This window comes from Streptomyces sp. NPDC043680 (genome assembly GCF_056436685.1).
This window is the reverse complement of the sequence record NZ_JBWKCE010000012.1, coordinates 185,040-199,276: the sequence shown is the minus strand read 5'-3', so window position 1 is coordinate 199,276 and position 14,237 is coordinate 185,040. Positions and strand designations below refer to the sequence as shown.

The 14,237-nt window shown below is 73.0% G+C and carries 13 protein-coding genes; 7 read left to right on the top strand and 6 right to left on the bottom strand.

Going from position 1 to position 14,237, the window contains the following annotated elements:
* The coding region (locus AC0666_RS23725; protein ID WP_351650166.1) for an adenosylhomocysteinase at window positions 1-95 on the top strand (95 nt) is incomplete at its 5' end.
* A 36-nt stretch (window positions 96-131) separates the two neighbouring features.
* Here AC0666_RS23725 and AC0666_RS23720 read toward each other — a convergent pair.
* The gene (locus tag AC0666_RS23720; protein WP_478708249.1) at window positions 132-650 is read right to left on the bottom strand and encodes a hypothetical protein; all 519 of its coding nucleotides are present in this window, start codon (window positions 648-650) and stop codon (window positions 132-134) included.
* Window positions 651-866: 216 nt separating this feature from the next.
* Window positions 867-1,316 (bottom strand): Lrp/AsnC family transcriptional regulator, encoded by a 450-nt coding sequence (locus tag AC0666_RS23715; protein ID WP_468971454.1) that lies wholly within the window; start codon window positions 1,314-1,316, stop codon window positions 867-869.
* A 130-nt stretch (window positions 1,317-1,446) separates the two neighbouring features.
* Between AC0666_RS23715 and AC0666_RS23710 the strand changes: the two genes are divergently transcribed.
* Window positions 1,447-2,448 (top strand): asparaginase, encoded by a 1,002-nt coding sequence (locus tag AC0666_RS23710; protein WP_468971456.1) that lies wholly within the window; start codon window positions 1,447-1,449, stop codon window positions 2,446-2,448.
* Window positions 2,449-2,516: 68 nt separating this feature from the next.
* Here the strand turns inward: AC0666_RS23710 and meaB are convergent, their stop codons facing one another.
* The 4 genes from meaB to AC0666_RS23690 all read right to left on the bottom strand — a co-directional run bounded on the left by meaB (window position 2,517) and on the right by AC0666_RS23690 (window position 8,783).
* Window positions 2,517-3,500, bottom strand: a complete 984-nt coding sequence (gene meaB, locus AC0666_RS23705; protein WP_361713961.1) for a methylmalonyl Co-A mutase-associated GTPase MeaB — start codon at window positions 3,498-3,500, stop codon at window positions 2,517-2,519.
* 10 nt (window positions 3,501-3,510) lie between these two features.
* A complete protein-coding gene (gene scpA, locus AC0666_RS23700) occupies window positions 3,511-5,697 on the bottom strand; it encodes a methylmalonyl-CoA mutase (protein ID WP_478708248.1) in 2,187 nt (728 codons plus the stop codon).
* Window positions 5,694-7,553: a methylmalonyl-CoA mutase family protein gene (locus AC0666_RS23695; protein WP_478708247.1), complete on the bottom strand. Its 1,860-nt coding sequence runs from the start codon at window positions 7,551-7,553 to the stop codon at window positions 5,694-5,696. Before AC0666_RS23695 ends, scpA begins: the two co-directional genes overlap by 4 nt.
* Window positions 7,554-7,616: 63 nt before the next feature.
* Window positions 7,617-8,783 carry an ROK family protein gene (locus AC0666_RS23690; RefSeq protein ID WP_478708246.1) on the bottom strand — a complete coding sequence of 389 codons (1,167 nt, stop codon included), beginning with the start codon at window positions 8,781-8,783 and terminating at the stop codon, window positions 7,617-7,619.
* Between the two features lie 776 nt (window positions 8,784-9,559).
* Here AC0666_RS23690 and AC0666_RS23685 point away from each other — a divergent pair.
* Genes AC0666_RS23685 through AC0666_RS23665 form a run of 5 tightly spaced genes read left to right on the top strand, consistent with a single transcriptional unit; the run spans window position 9,560 to window position 14,070 of the window.
* Window positions 9,560-10,528 carry a TauD/TfdA dioxygenase family protein gene (locus tag AC0666_RS23685; protein WP_478708245.1) on the top strand — a complete coding sequence of 323 codons (969 nt, stop codon included), beginning with the start codon at window positions 9,560-9,562 and terminating at the stop codon, window positions 10,526-10,528.
* 39 nt (window positions 10,529-10,567) lie between these two features.
* Complete coding sequence (ssuE, locus tag AC0666_RS23680; RefSeq protein ID WP_468585310.1) at window positions 10,568-11,191, top strand: NADPH-dependent FMN reductase; 624 nt, start codon at window positions 10,568-10,570, stop codon at window positions 11,189-11,191.
* Window positions 11,192-11,212: 21 nt separating this feature from the next.
* Window positions 11,213-12,244 carry an ABC transporter substrate-binding protein gene (locus AC0666_RS23675; RefSeq protein ID WP_478708244.1) on the top strand — a complete coding sequence of 344 codons (1,032 nt, stop codon included), beginning with the start codon at window positions 11,213-11,215 and terminating at the stop codon, window positions 12,242-12,244.
* A 6-nt stretch (window positions 12,245-12,250) separates the two neighbouring features.
* On the top strand, window positions 12,251-13,066 hold the full coding sequence (locus AC0666_RS23670; protein WP_468971470.1) for an ABC transporter ATP-binding protein: 816 nt from the start codon (window positions 12,251-12,253) through the stop codon (window positions 13,064-13,066).
* Window positions 13,063-14,070, top strand: coding sequence for an ABC transporter permease (locus tag AC0666_RS23665; RefSeq protein WP_468971472.1), 1,008 nt, complete (start codon window positions 13,063-13,065; stop codon window positions 14,068-14,070). Before AC0666_RS23670 ends, AC0666_RS23665 begins: the two co-directional genes overlap by 4 nt.
* Window positions 14,071-14,237: the final 167 nt, after the last annotated feature.

The following is a 14,237-nucleotide window of genomic DNA, read 5'->3' as shown; positions in this document are numbered from 1 at the left end:
TCGGCGTCAAGCTGACCACCCTGCGCCCGGAGCAGGCCGAGTACATCGGCGTCAAGGTCGAAGGCCCGTACAAGCCGGACCACTACCGCTACTGACGGTCGGCCGCCGCGGCGGCGGGCCGCTGCCGGCGGTCAGCCGTTGCTGTTCAGGAAGCCGATGGCGACCGCGCCCCACCAGCACACCTGGGAGACCAGCGCGGTCGCCCCGCCCCACGCCAGCATCCGGCGCCGGATCGGCCTGCCCGCCGAGGCGGCGAGGCGGCGGCCCAGCAGGCCGGCCTGGAGGCCGTTCAGGGTGAGGGCGAGGACGAGGGCCAGTTTGACGGCGGTCAGCGGGGAGCCGAGGTCGGGGTGGAGCATCGCCCCGCTCGCCACCAGGCCGCCGAGCCCGGCCCAGATCGGGACGTGGAGCCGGGACGTGGCCGACAGCACCTCCTCGAAGGAGCACCGCCCGAGCGCCCAGAGCATGCCGTGGTAGTCCGCGGAGAGCACGGCGCCGAAGCCCAGGACGAGGGAGGCGAGATGGGCGAAGAGAGCGGCCGTGTGCAGCGCCGGGTCCGTGCGTATGTGGAGGGAGAACCACAGGACGCCCACCAGTGCGAGCACCGCGCCGAGCGCCGCCGCCGAAACCGTCCACCACGAGTCGTACACGCGGACCGGCCGTCCCGCCGGCTCGCGGGGAGCGGAAACGGAAGCAGGGGCAGAGGCGACCGACGACAGCATGGGAGGGACTCCGGGAGATAAGCGGAATGGGATCCATCGGACCCCACCATCAAGCGAGGTAAGGCTTACCTAAAACGCGTCGCCGGTCAATATCGGCCCACTGCCCGAGACGCCGTCGTTACCGGTCTCACACGGGCGCCGGTCTCACACGGGCAGACCCGTGGGCTCTTTGATCCGCTTCATGATGATCTGGGAGTTGACCTCGGTGACGCCGGAGAGCGCCGTCAGCTTCTCGATCCACAGGCGCTCGTACGCGCGCAGGTCCGCGACGGCGATCCGCAGCAGGCAGCCCGGGCTGCCGAAGAGCCGGTAGGCCTCGATGACGTCGGGGATGTCCTGCAGGGCCGCCTCGAAGGACTCGACCGCCTCGCGGTCGCGGCGCACCTCGACCGAGACCAGCACCTCGAAGCCCCGGCCGACGGCCTCCGGGTCGATCACCGCCCGGTAGCCCTGGATCACCCCGTCCTGCTCCAGCTGGCGTACGCGGCGCATGCAGGGGGAGGGGGTCAGGCCCACGCGCTGGGCCAGTTCCTGGTTGCTGAGCCGGCCGTCGGCCTGGAGCTCACGCAAGATATCTCGGTCAATGGCGTCCATCACGCAATCATCCCCCACTGTTTGTGACAGGAGAGGGGGAACTCGCAATCGCGTTGCGCCTTGATCTCTCTATCATTGCGGGTCAGCACGTTTGTACGAGGTATCACCCGTACGCAGGGAAAGGGTGGCCATGGGACGGATCGTCCTCATCAGCACCGGCGGCACGATAGCCAGCCGCTGGCAGGGTTCCGGTTTCGCGGCCGACGCCGACGGCAGCGAGGTCGTGGCGACCGCGCCGCTGCCCGAGGACATCACCGTCGAGGTGGTGGACCTGTTCAGCGTGAACAGCCCCCGGCTCACCACCGCCCACCAGCTGACCCTGCTGCGCACCGTGCACGAGGTGCTGGCCGACCCCGGAGTCGACGGCATCGTCGTCACGCACGGCACCGACACCCTGGAGGAGTCCGCCTTCCTGGTCGACCTCCACCACCACGACCCGCGCAGTGTCGTGTTCACCGGCTCGCAGCGGCCCATGGGCACCGCGGACGGCGACGGCCCCGGCAACCTCTACGACGCCCTGCTCACCGCGGCGACCACCCGCGGGCTCGGCGTGCTGATCGCCTTCGCCGGCCGCGTCCACGCGGCCCGCGGCACGGTGAAGACCCAGGCCGTGGCGCTGGACGCGTTCGCCGACCCCTCCAAGGAGCTGCTCGGGAAGATCGGCTTCGGCAAGGTCACCGTGCTGCGCACGCCGCAGCGTTCCGAGCCGCTGCGCCTGCCGGCGATGCCGGAGCTGCCGCCGCGCGTGGACATGGTGATGCACCACGCGGACGGCGACCCGGTGCTCCTGAACGCCGCCGTCGAGGCCGGGGCCCGGGGCATCGTCCTCATCGGCACCGGCGCGGGCAATGCCACCCCGGAGATCGTGGACGCGGTGAAGGCCGCCGTGGCCCGCGGTGTGCTGGTGGCCCTGACCACACGCGTCGCGGCGGGCCCGGTCACGGAGATCTACACGCACGGCGGAGCGGTGGACCTGGTCGCGGCCGGAGCGATCCCGACGGGCACGCTGCGCGCGGGCCAGGCCCGGATCGCCGTCCTCGCGGCCCTGCTGGCCGCCACCGACCCGGCGGAGCAGGCCCGTGTACTCCGGCAGACGCTGGCCGCGGCCGGCCCGGTGCTGGTCGACGCCTGACCCCTCGGCCTGACCGCCGGGCCTGGCCGAGGGGTCAGGCCCGGCCGATCACCAGGCCTGACCGGCCGTCAGGCCTGGCCGAAAGCGCCCAGGATGCGGTCCGCCGCCAGGGTGGGCGTGAGGGAGCCCTCGCGGACCCGGGCCTCCAGGGCCGGGGCCAGGTCGCGTACCGCCGGGGAGGCGCGCAGGCGTTCCAGCAGCTCGTCCCGGACCATCGACCACGTCCACTCCACCTGCTGCCCCGCCCGCTTCGCGGCCAGCCTGCCGCCTGCGTCCAGCAGCCGACGGTGCTGCTCCAGCCGGTTCCAGACCTCGTCCAGGCCCGTCGACTCCCGTGCGCTGCACGTCAGCACCGGCGGGGTCCACGCGGCGTCGGCCGGATGCATCAGCCGCAGCGCGCCCGACAGTTCACGCGCCGCGGCCTTGGCGTCGCGTTCGTGCGGGCCGTCCGCCTTGTTCACCGCGAGGACGTCGGCCAGTTCCAGGACGCCCTTCTTGATGCCCTGGAGCTGGTCGCCCGTACGGGCCAGGGACAGGAGCAGGAAGGAGTCGACCATCCCGGCCACGGTCGTCTCCGACTGGCCGACGCCGACCGTCTCCACCAGCACGACGTCGTAGCCCGCGGCCTCCATCACGATCATCGACTCGCGGGTCGCCTTGGCGACCCCGCCCAAGGTCCCGGCGGAGGGCGAAGGGCGCACGAAGGCGGCCGGGTCCACCGACAGGCGCTCCATCCGGGTCTTGTCGCCCAGGATGGAGCCGCCCGTACGGGTCGAGGACGGGTCGACGGCGAGGACCGCCACCCGGTGGCCCAGGCCCGTCAGCATCGTGCCGAACGCGTCGATGAACGTGGACTTGCCCACGCCCGGCACCCCGCTGATCCCGATCCGCCGGGCCCGCCCCGCGTGCGGGAGCAGCTGCGTCAACAGGGTCTGCGCCAGCGCCCGGTGGGCGGGCAGGGTGGACTCGACGAGCGTGATCGCGCGCGCGATGAACGCGCGCTTCCCGTCGAGCACCCCCTTCGCGTACGCCTCGATGTCGATCTTCGGCACCGGCGGCCGCCTACAGCTCGTGACCCAGATCCGCGGCCAGCCGCGTCACCAGGTCGTGGGCCGCGTCCGGGATGACCGTTCCGGGCGGGAACACCGCCGTCGCGCCCATCTCCAGCAGCGTCGGCACGTCCGCCGGCGGGATCACCCCGCCCACCACGATCATGATGTCCTCGCGCCCCTCCTCCGCCAACTGCTCGCGCAGCGCGGGTACGAGGGTCAGGTGGCCGGCCGCCAGCGACGACACGCCCACCACGTGGACGTCCGCCTCGACGGCCTGGCGGGCCACCTCCGCCGGGGTCTGGAACAGCGGGCCGACATCCACGTCGAAGCCCAGGTCGGCGAAGGCCGTCGCGATGACCTTCTGGCCGCGGTCGTGTCCGTCCTGGCCCATCTTGGCGACCAGGATGCGCGGACGGCGGCCCTCCGCCTCCTCGAACCGGTCGACGAGGCCGCGGGTGCGTTCCACGGACGGGGACTCCCCTGCTTCGGTGCGGTACACACCCGAGATCGTACGGATCTGGCTCGCGTGGCGCCCGTACACCTTCTCCAGGGCGTCCGAGATCTCACCCACCGTGGCCTTGGCGCGGGCCGCGTCCACCGCCAGCGCGAGCAGGTTGCCGTCCCCGCGGTCGGCGGCGTTCGTCAGCGCCCGCAGCGTGTCCTGCGTGACCGCCTCGTCCCGCTCCTCGCGCAGCCGCCGCAGCTTTTCGATCTGCTGGCTGCGCACCGAGGAGTTGTCGACCTTGAGGACGTCGATCGCCTCGTCGTTCTCCACCCGGTACTTGTTGACGCCGATCACCGGCTGCCGCCCGGAGTCGATGCGCGCCTGGGTGCGGGCCGCGGCCTCCTCCACGCGCAGCTTCGGGATGCCCGCGTCGATGGCCTGCGCCATACCGCCGGCCGCCTCGACCTCCTCGATGTGCTGCCACGCCCGGCGCGCCAGGTCGTACGTCAGCTTCTCGACGTACGCGCTCCCGCCCCACGGGTCGATCGACCGGCAGGTCCCCGACTCCTGCTGGAGCAGCAGCTGGGTGTTGCGGGCGATGCGCGCCGAGAAGTCCGTCGGCAGGGCCAGCGCCTCGTCGAGGGCGTTGGTGTGCAGCGACTGGGTGTGGCCCTGGGTCGCCGCCATCGCCTCGATACACGTACGCGTCACGTTGTTGAAGACGTCCTGCGCGGTCAGCGACCAACCCGAGGTCTGCGAATGGGTGCGCAACGAAAGGGACTTGGGGTTCTGCGGGTCGAACTGCTTGACCAGGCGCGCCCACAGCAGGCGGGCGGCGCGCAGCTTCGCGACCTCCATGAAGAAGTTCATGCCGATCGCCCAGAAGAAGGACAGCCGCGGAGCGAAGGCGTCCACGTGCAGCCCGACCGCCTGCCCGGCCCGCAGGTACTCCACGCCGTCCGCGAGGGTGTACGCGAGCTCCAGGTCGGCCGTCGCCCCGGCCTCCTGGATGTGGTATCCCGAGATCGAGATGGAGTTGTACCGGGGCATGTTCTGCGAAGTGAACGAGAAGATGTCGGAGATGATCCGCATCGACGGCTTGGGCGGGTAGATGTAGGTGTTGCGGACCATGAACTCTTTGAGGATGTCGTTCTGGATGGTCCCGGCGAGCTTGTCGGGGGAGACGCCCTGCTCCTCCGCCGCCACGATGTAGAGGGCGAGGACCGGCAGCACCGCGCCGTTCATCGTCATCGACACGGTCATCTTGTCGAGCGGAATGCCGTCGAACAGCTGGCGCATGTCGTAGATCGAGTCGATCGCCACGCCCGCCATGCCGACGTCGCCCGTCACCCGCGGGTGGTCGCTGTCGTAGCCGCGGTGCGTGGGCAGGTCGAAGGCGATCGACAGCCCCTTCTGGCCGGCCGCGAGGTTGCGCCGGTAGAAGGCGTTCGACTCCTCGGCCGTGGAGAACCCCGCGTACTGGCGGATGGTCCAGGGCTGGTTGACGTACATCGTCGGGTACGGGCCGCGCAGGTACGGGGCCATGCCCGGGTAGGTCCGCAGGAAGTCCAGACCCTCCAGGTCCCGGCCCGTGTACAGCGGCTGCACGCCGATGCCCTCGGGGGTCTCCCACAACAGGTCGCCGGTGGCGCTCCCGGTGGACTCCTTCACCGCGGCGCGCCACAGGTCCTCCGACCCGGTCGAGGCCGGGCCGTCCAGCGGGAGGGCGGAGAAATCGGGGATGCTGCTCACAGAGCGACTCCCATCCGGTCGAGTACGGAGGACAGCACGGCGACCGCGTCGCAGCCGGCGAAGACGTACTCGTCCACGGCGCCGGCCGCGGTGCCGGGCTTGCCCGCGAGGAAGACGGTCGTCGCGCCCGCCGCACGCAGGGCCGCGGCCACCGCCTCGGCCTGCTCCTCGTACAGCGCGTCGCTGGAGCACAGCACGGCCATGCCGTCCGCGCCGCTCGCCGTGTAGGCCTCGGCCGCCGTCCGGTCGGTCACGGAGACCGGGTCGTGCACCGGCTCCACACCGCCCGCCTGGAACAGGTTCGCGGCGAAGGTGGCGCGCGCGGTGTGCGCGGACGCCGGACCCAGCGCGGCGAGGAAGATCCGCGGCCGGGCGCCGGTCGCCGCCAGATGCGCATCACTGCGGGCGCGCAGCGCCTCGTACGCCTCGTCCCGCCGGACGCGCGGCAGTCCGCCCGTCGGCGGTGCGGGAGCGGGCTCGCGCTCCAGGGGCTTCTCCGCGAGCAGCGGGAACTCGCTGACACCGGTGACGGGTTCGCGGCGCTTGGCGAGCTTCTGTGCGCGCTCGGCCCAGGTGGCGGCGAGCCGCTCGGCGACCATCCCGGAGCGCAGGGCGGCGGCCTGGCCGCCCGCCCGCTCCACCGTCTGGAAGAACTCCCAAGCGGCGTGGGCGAGTTCGTCGGTGAGCTGCTCCACGTAGTACGAGCCGCCCGCCGGGTCGACGACCCGGGCCAGGTGCGACTCCTCGACGAGGATGGTGGAGGTGTTGCGGGCGATGCGGCGCGCGAAGGCGTCCGGCAGGCCCAGCTCGTGGTCGAAGGGGAGCACGGTGACCGCGTCCGCGCCGCCCACGCCCGCCGCCATGCAGGCGACGGTGGTGCGCAGCATGTTCACCCACGGGTCGCGGCGGGTCATCATCACCGGGGAGGTCACCGCGTGCTGCCGCTGGGCGCCCGCCTCCGGGGCCCCGCAGGCCTGCGCGATCCGGGCCCACAGGCGGCGGGCGGCGCGGAACTTCGCGATGGTCAGGAACTGGTCGGCGGTCGCCGCGTAGCGGAACTCCAACTGGCCGAGGGCGGCTTCGAGACCGAGCCCGCCGTCGGTGAGGGCGCGCAGGTAGGCGACGCCCGTGGCCAGCGAGAGGCCCAGCTCCTCGGCGGCGGAGCCACCGGCCTCGTGGTAGGGCAGGGCGTCGACGGTGAGGGTGCGGATGCCGGGGTGGCCGGCGGCGACGGTCTTGGCGAGCTCGACCGCCTCGGCCAGGTCCAGGGCGGTGCCGGTACGCGCCTCGTGGCCCAGCGGGTCGGCGCCCAGGCTCGCGCGGGCCGCTCCGGCGGGCACCTCGCGCTCGGCGTACAGGCGCAGCAGGGCCCGGGCGGCCTCGGCGTATTCGGCGCCCGCGTCCAGGGACACCGGAGCCAGGTCGAGGTAGACCCCGTCGAGGGCGCGGGGGAGGGCCTCGACGGGCAGTCCGGAGCCGCCCACGCTCAGCCAGAGCGAGGTCACCCCGTTCTCCAGGTCGGCGAGGATCGCCTCGTTCACCCGTACGGGGTCGGTGCCGAGGTGCCGCTGGCGTACGTCCCAGCCGGCGGGGGAGTTGCCCGCGGGGCTGCCTCCCCGGACAAAGGGGGTGAACCCGGGGAAGCCGGTGTCGGGAGCCGTCTCCGGCGCGGTGTACAGCGGGCGGGTGGTGAGCCCGTCCTGAAGCTTCGTGGACAACGCGTCTTCCGCTGCCTCGCCGGATACATCCTTGCCCGACTTGCGCAGCACGCCCTCTACCAGGCGCTGCCACTGCTCATGCGTCGCGTCAGGGAATTCGGCGGCCAGGGAGAGCCCGTCGTCAGGCAGGACCGTCATGGCTCGAATGCTAGGGGGCCGGTCTTTAGATCTACTAGCGTGACCGGATGTGATCTCGCCCTCTCAATTGAGATGGGTGGGGGCACGGAAGAGCGGATCGAGCAGCACCGCCGCGGCGGCCACCGGGAGCACGGCGGGCCCCGCGTGCGGGGAGACGATCCGGCCCTCCTGGGTGGCGGCCGCCTGGCGGATCTCCTCCAGGTAGCCCTCGTGGAGCACGCTCGACAGTTCCGAGACGACCATGACCGCCGGGTTGAACACGTCCAGGAGCAGGGCCGCGGCCCGGCCCACGGCGCGGGCGCGCTCGCGCAGCAGGCGGTCGGCGCGCGGGTCGCCGGTGGCCGCGGCGTCGACGAGCAGGGGGACGGAAGGTTCGGGCACGATGCCGCGGCGCACGGCCTCGGCGCCGAGCGCGGTGTCGGAGGCAGCCGCCTGGAGGCAGCCGGTGCGCCCGCACGGGCAGGGGGTCCGCGATCCCGGGACGGGCAGATGGGCCACATCGCCGGCGGCCGCGCCCGGGCCCTGGTGCACCGTGCCCTCGATGCCGAAAGCGGCGTCGACGACATTGCCGATGAAGAGGTGCACCAGGCTGCTGCGGGCCTCGGGGCGGCCGAAGAGCATCTCGGCGTGGGCGACGGCGCGGGCGTGGTTGTCGACCCGGACGGCCAGCCGGAGCCGGTCGGCGAGCTCGGCGGCGAGGGGCACGTCGTGCCAGCCCAGCGCGGCGTGCCGGACCACCACCCCGTCGTGGGGGCGGACCCAGCCGCCGAGGGCCGCCCCGAGCCCGATCAGGGGGCGGCCGTTCGCGAACTCCGCAAGGAAGGACCCGAGTCGGGAGGCGAGAGCAGGAAGGAGGGTGTCGGGGTGGAGGTCCGCATGGGGCAGCCTGCGGCGGGCGAGGATCGCGCCGCGGAGGTCGACGAGGCTGAAGGTGGAGGCGGGCACGCCGATGTGCAGCCCTGCTGCGACGGGACCGGAGACGGCGCCCGTGTTCAGGTCCAGGGGGACGAGGGGCCGGCCGGCCGTGCCGGTGCCGGCGCCCGGCGGGTCGGGCAGTTCGCGCAGCAGGCCGCCGGCGAGCAGACCGGTCGCCTGCCGTGACACCGCGGCGGGGCTCAGGCCGCAGATCCGCGCGATGCCGCTGCGGGCGACGGGGCCGTGGGTGAGCACGGTCCGCAGCACGGCGGCGGCATTGGCGTCGGCGCGGCTGTCACCGGCGATGCGGGTCACGGGGCGGCTCCTGCTCGGGGGTTCGGGGGTTCTGGGGCTTGGGGCTCTGGGACTTGGGGGCTGGGGGGGCGTGGCGTTCGGGCCGGGCCCGTGGTCCGGCGGAAAGTGGGCCGCAGGGGTGAGGCGTTGGGCCCCCGGCCCGGTGCCGGCGCCCTACGTATTACACCGCCCCCGGCCCCCGCGCTCCGCTGCCGCCCCCGCGCGGCCCCCGCACCACGGGTCCCGGCAACGGCGCATGCCAAGGGCGTTGCGGGAACGTGAAATCCGGCCACGGTTTTCGGCCGTCACGCGGCTGTCGGCAACGCCGTGGCGACAAGGAAAGCCCAGCTCACGCAGGTTGCGGGGGTCCGGTCGGAGACCTCCCGGCCGGGCATCCGGCGGGGGTTGACCGGGGTGCGGGGCGCTGACAGGCTCCGAGCCATGTCCGCGACCGAGCTCTTCCTCCCGCGGCTCCGCACCCCCCGCGCCTGTACGGCGCCGGGTTCGTGTCCGGGCCGCTGTCCGGCCCCGCGCCGCGCCTGAGCGCCTGCCCCTTCCTGCACGCGCCGGCCCGGTCCCGGGCCGTCCGCCGCCGCCGGCCCGTCACCATCTGCCTGCCGTCGCGGTCCTGCGCCGTCCCGTCCGCCGCCGGCCGTCCGCAGCCTTCCGGCACCCGTAGCCGGCCGTAGGGCCCTTCCGCCGGCACCCGTCCGTCACCCGTTCCGCCGCCACCCGTCCGCGCCGCACCGCTGCGCATCCGCATTTCTTCCGCTGCGGAAATAAACCAGGGAGCCATCATGACCACCGCCACCCGGCAGCTCACCGTCACCCGTATCGGCGGCCGTATCGGCGCCGAGATCGAGGGAGTCCGGCTCGGCGGCGAGCTCGCCCCCGAGACCGTCGCCGAGATCCGCGCCGCCCTCCTCGCCCACAAGGTCGTCTTCTTCCGCGGCCAGGAGCACCTCGACGAGGCCTCGCACGAGGCCTTCGCCCAACTCCTCGGCACGCCCGTCGCCCACCCCACCGTGCCCTCCGCCGACGGCCGCTACGCCCTCGGCATCGACTCCCACCACGGCGCCCGCGCCAACCAGTGGCACACCGACGTCACTTTCGTCCCGGCCTATCCCGCCTTCTCCGTGCTGCGGGCCGTCACCATCCCGCCGTACGGCGGGAACACCCTCTGGGCCAACACCGCCACCGCCTACGCCAACCTGCCCGAACCGCTGCGCGCCCTCGCCGACAGCCTGCGCGCCGTCCACTCCAACGAGTACGACTACGCCGCCCTCCGGCCCGACGCGCTCCCCGAGGCCCTCGCCCAGTACCGGGAGGTGTTCACCTCCACGAAGTTCCTCACCGAGCACCCGGTCGTCCGCGTCCACCCCGAGACCGGTGAACGCAGCCTGCTCCTCGGCAACTTCGTGCAGCGCATCACCGGACTCACCGGCCGCGACTCCCGCATCCTCCAGGACCTCTTCCAGGCGCACATCGAAAGCCCCGAGAACACCGTGCGCTGGCAGTGGCGGGCCGGTGACGTCGCGATCTGGGACAACCGCGCCACCCAGCACTACGGGGTCGACGACTCCGACGACCACGAGCGCACCCTGCGCCGCGTCACCGTCGACGGCGACGTCCCGGTCGGCCCCGACGGGGTGCCGTCCCGGCTGATCAGCCCCGAGGCCGTCCCGGACCCGTCCTTCGGGATCCCCTCCGGCGCTTCCACCAGCGCTTCCACCGGTGCCTCCACCGGCGCTTCCACCGGCGCCTGATCCGAAAGCGTCCCGTCCCCTCCGTACGAAGGAGCCCCCGTGCGCACCCTGCTCGCCCTCTCCGGCAGCCCCTCCCTCCACTCCCGCACCGCGGTCGTCGCCGACCACGTGCTGCACCGCCTCTCCCACGCCGGGTTCGACACCGCCCACCTGGCCCTACGGGAGCTGCCCGCCGCCGATCTGCTCGCCGGCCGCCGGGGCGCGCCCGAGATCCGCCGGGCCCTGGAAGCCGTCGCCGAAGCCGACGGGATCGTCGTTGCGACCCCGGTCTACAAGGCCTCGTACACCGGCCTGCTCAAGGCCTTCCTCGACCTGCTCCCGCAGGACGGGCTGGCCGGCAAGACGGTGCTGCCGATCGCCACGGGCGGCAGCCTCGCCCATGTCCTGACCCTCGACTACGCCCTGCGCCCCGTGCTCGCCGCCCTCGGCGCCCGGCACGTCACCGCCGGCCGGTTCGTCCTGGACTCCGCCGTCGAGCGCGGTAACGGCCCGGACCGGCTGCGGCCCGAGGCCGAACTCGACCTCTTCCAGGCCGTCGACGAGTTCGCCGAAGCCGTCCGGTCCCACGCCCCCGCTGCCGTCCCCGCTCCCGCTCCGGCTCCGGTCCCCGCCCCCGCTCCCGTCCCCGCCGGCCACCGCGGCGCCCTCACGACCGCCCCCTGACGACACCTCCAAGGAACCGCCATGTCCGCAGCACTTGTCCCGACCTCCACCTCCCGACGCCAGTTCCTCGCCCTGCTCGGCATCTCGGCGGCCGCGGTGAGCTGCGGCACGGCCACCGCCACCGGCGGCTCGGGCCGCCAGGTCACCACCCTCAAGTACCAGGGCTGGGTGGGTCAGGTGACCTTGCCCGAGCTCGCCGCCGACCTCGGCCTCCTCGGGAACCTCACCCTGGACTGGGTGGGCAACACCATCAGCGGCCCCCAGGACATCCAGTCCGCCGCCACCGGCCAGATCCACTTCGGCGGGGCCTTCAACGGCGCGGTCGTCAAACTCGCCGCGAGCAAGGCCCCGATCAAGGCCGTCCTCTCCTACTACGGCGTCGACGAATCGGCGTACAGCGGCTACTACGTCCTGGAGGACAGCCCGATCCGCTCGGCCCGCGACCTGATCGGCAAGAAGGTCGGCATGAACACCCTGGGCGCCCACTCCCAGGCCCTGCTCGACATCTACCTCAAGCGCAACGGCCTGTCGAAGGCCGACGCGGCCAAGGTCGAGGCCCTGGTCGTACCGCCCGTCAACACCGAGCAGGCGCTGCGTCAGAAGCAGATCGAGGTGGGCGTGCTGGGTGGCGTCCTGCGCGACAAGGCCCTGGCCACCGGCGGGATCCGCCCGCTGTTCAGCGACTTCGACCTCCTCGGCAGGTTCAGCGCCGGCACGTACGTGATGACCGAGCGCTTCATCAAGGAGAACCCGGACACCGTACGGACCTTCACCACCGGCGTCGCCAAGGCCATCGAGTGGTCCCGCACCACCCCGCGCGAGCAGGTCATCGCCCGTATGACCGAGATCGTCAAGAAGCGCGGACGCAACGAGGACACGTCCACCCTCCAGTACTGGCGCTCGTACGGGGTCGCCGTGACGGGCGGCCGGATCGAGGACAAGGAGTTCCAGCTCTGGATCGACTGGCTCACCGAGCGCGGCGAGCTCAAGGCCGGCCGGCTGAAGCCGGCGGACCTCTACACCAACCAGTTCAACGGCTACGGAAAGGGCTGACCGGCGGTGGCGAAGATCGTGTTCGAGTCGGTGACGAAGACCTTCCCGACCAAGGACAAGGGCAGGGGCAGGGGTGGGGCGGAGTTCACCGCCCTCGACGGCATCGACCTGGAGATCGAGGCGGGCGAGTTCGTGGTGGTCGTGGGGCCCAGCGGCTGCGGGAAATCCACCCTGCTCGACCTGCTCGGCGGCCTGACCGGACCGACCTCCGGCCGGATCCTGCTCGACGGCAGACCGGTGACCGGGCCCGGGCTCGACCGGGGCGTCGTCTTCCAGCAGTACGCGCTGCTGCCCTGGCGGACCGCGCTCGGCAATGTCGAATTCGGCCTGGAGGCCACGGGCGTACCACGCCGTGAACGCAGTGCGCGGGCCCGGGAGTTCCTGGACCTGGTCGGTCTCACCGGCTTCGAGGACCGCCACCCGCACGAACTCTCCGGCGGCATGCGCCAGCGGGTCGCGATCGCCCGCTCGCTGGCCTACGACCCGGACGTGCTGCTCATGGACGAACCGTTCGCGGCGCTGGACGCCCAGACCCGGGAGTCCCTGCAGGACGAGCTGCTGCGCATCTGGCAGCGCACCGGCAAGACGATCGTCTTCATCACGCACGGCATCGAGGAGGCCGTGTACCTGGGGCAGCGGGTGGCCGTCATCACCTCCCGCCCCGGCCGGGTCAAGGAGGTGGTCCCCGTCGCGCTCGGAGCCCGGGGCGAGGACGTGCGCTCCACCCCGGAGTTCGCCCGCTACCGGCACGAGATCTGGACCCTGCTCCACGACGAGGTGGCGCGTGCCCGGCAACTGGAGAAGGAGCAGGTCACCGCATGAGCACCGAAACCCACACCCCGCCTCCGCCGCCGGCGTCCGCCACGTCCGTGGGCGCTCCGTCCCTGGCTTCGGCCCCGTCCCCGGCTTCGGCCCCGGCCCCGGTCTCGGCCGCAGGTGCTCCGGCCGCGCAGGCCGGTGTCGTACGCCGTACCCCGCTCCGGCGCGACGAGTCGGCCGTACGGGAGACCGCGGCGACCGCGCCCGAGCCGGTGCGCGGGCCGGCTGCGCGGGCCGCGGGGGCGGCCGGGCGGTGGCTGCGCTCCGCCGCCCTGCGCTCCGCCGCCCTCCTCGCCCTGCTCCTGCTCTGGGAGGCGGCGCCCCGGCTCGGGCTCGTCGACGCCACCTTCCTCCCGCCCGTCAGCGAGGTCGCCAAGGCCTGGTGGGAACTGCTGATCGACGGGCAGCTCGGCGAGCACGCCCGGGCCAGCCTCGCGCGCTCCTTCGGCGGCTTCGGCATCGCCGTCGTCCTCGCCGTCCCGCTCGGCCTGCTCATCGGCTGGTACCGCCCGGTGGCGGCGTTCCTCGGCCCGCTGCTGGAGGTGTTCCGCAACACGGCGGCCCTCGCACTGCTGCCGGTGTTCGTGCTGCTGCTCGGCATCGGCGAGACCTCGAAGGTCTCCATCGTCGTCTACGCCTGCGTCTGGCCGATCCTGCTGAACACCATCAGCGCCGTCGGCAACGCCGACCCCACGCTGGTGAGACTGGCCCGCTCCATGGACCTCTCCACCCCGCGGCTCTTCCAGAAGGTGATCCTCCCGGCGTCCGTCCCGGCGATCTTCACCGGCATCCGACTGGCCGGTGCCGTCTCGATCCTGGTCCTCGTGGCCGCCGAGATGATCGGCGCCAAGGCGGGCCTCGGTTACCTGATCAACGCCTCGCAGTTCAACTTCGCCATCCCCCAGATGTACGCCGGCATCATCACGATCTCCGCGATCGGTGTGGCCTTCAACCAGCTCCTGGTCACGGTGGAACGCCGCCTGAGCCTCTGGCGCGTCCCCGCCTGAGCCGACCCGGCGCGCCCTGCCGCCAGGGCGCGCCGGCGGCCGTCGCCGCCCCCACCGCCGTACGGGCCGTACGGCCCGTACGAGGGGCTCGGCGGCCCGCAGCCGCCCCACACCCACCCACCCGCGCAGCGCCCCCGCGCCAGACCCCGACCCCGACCCGAGGACGA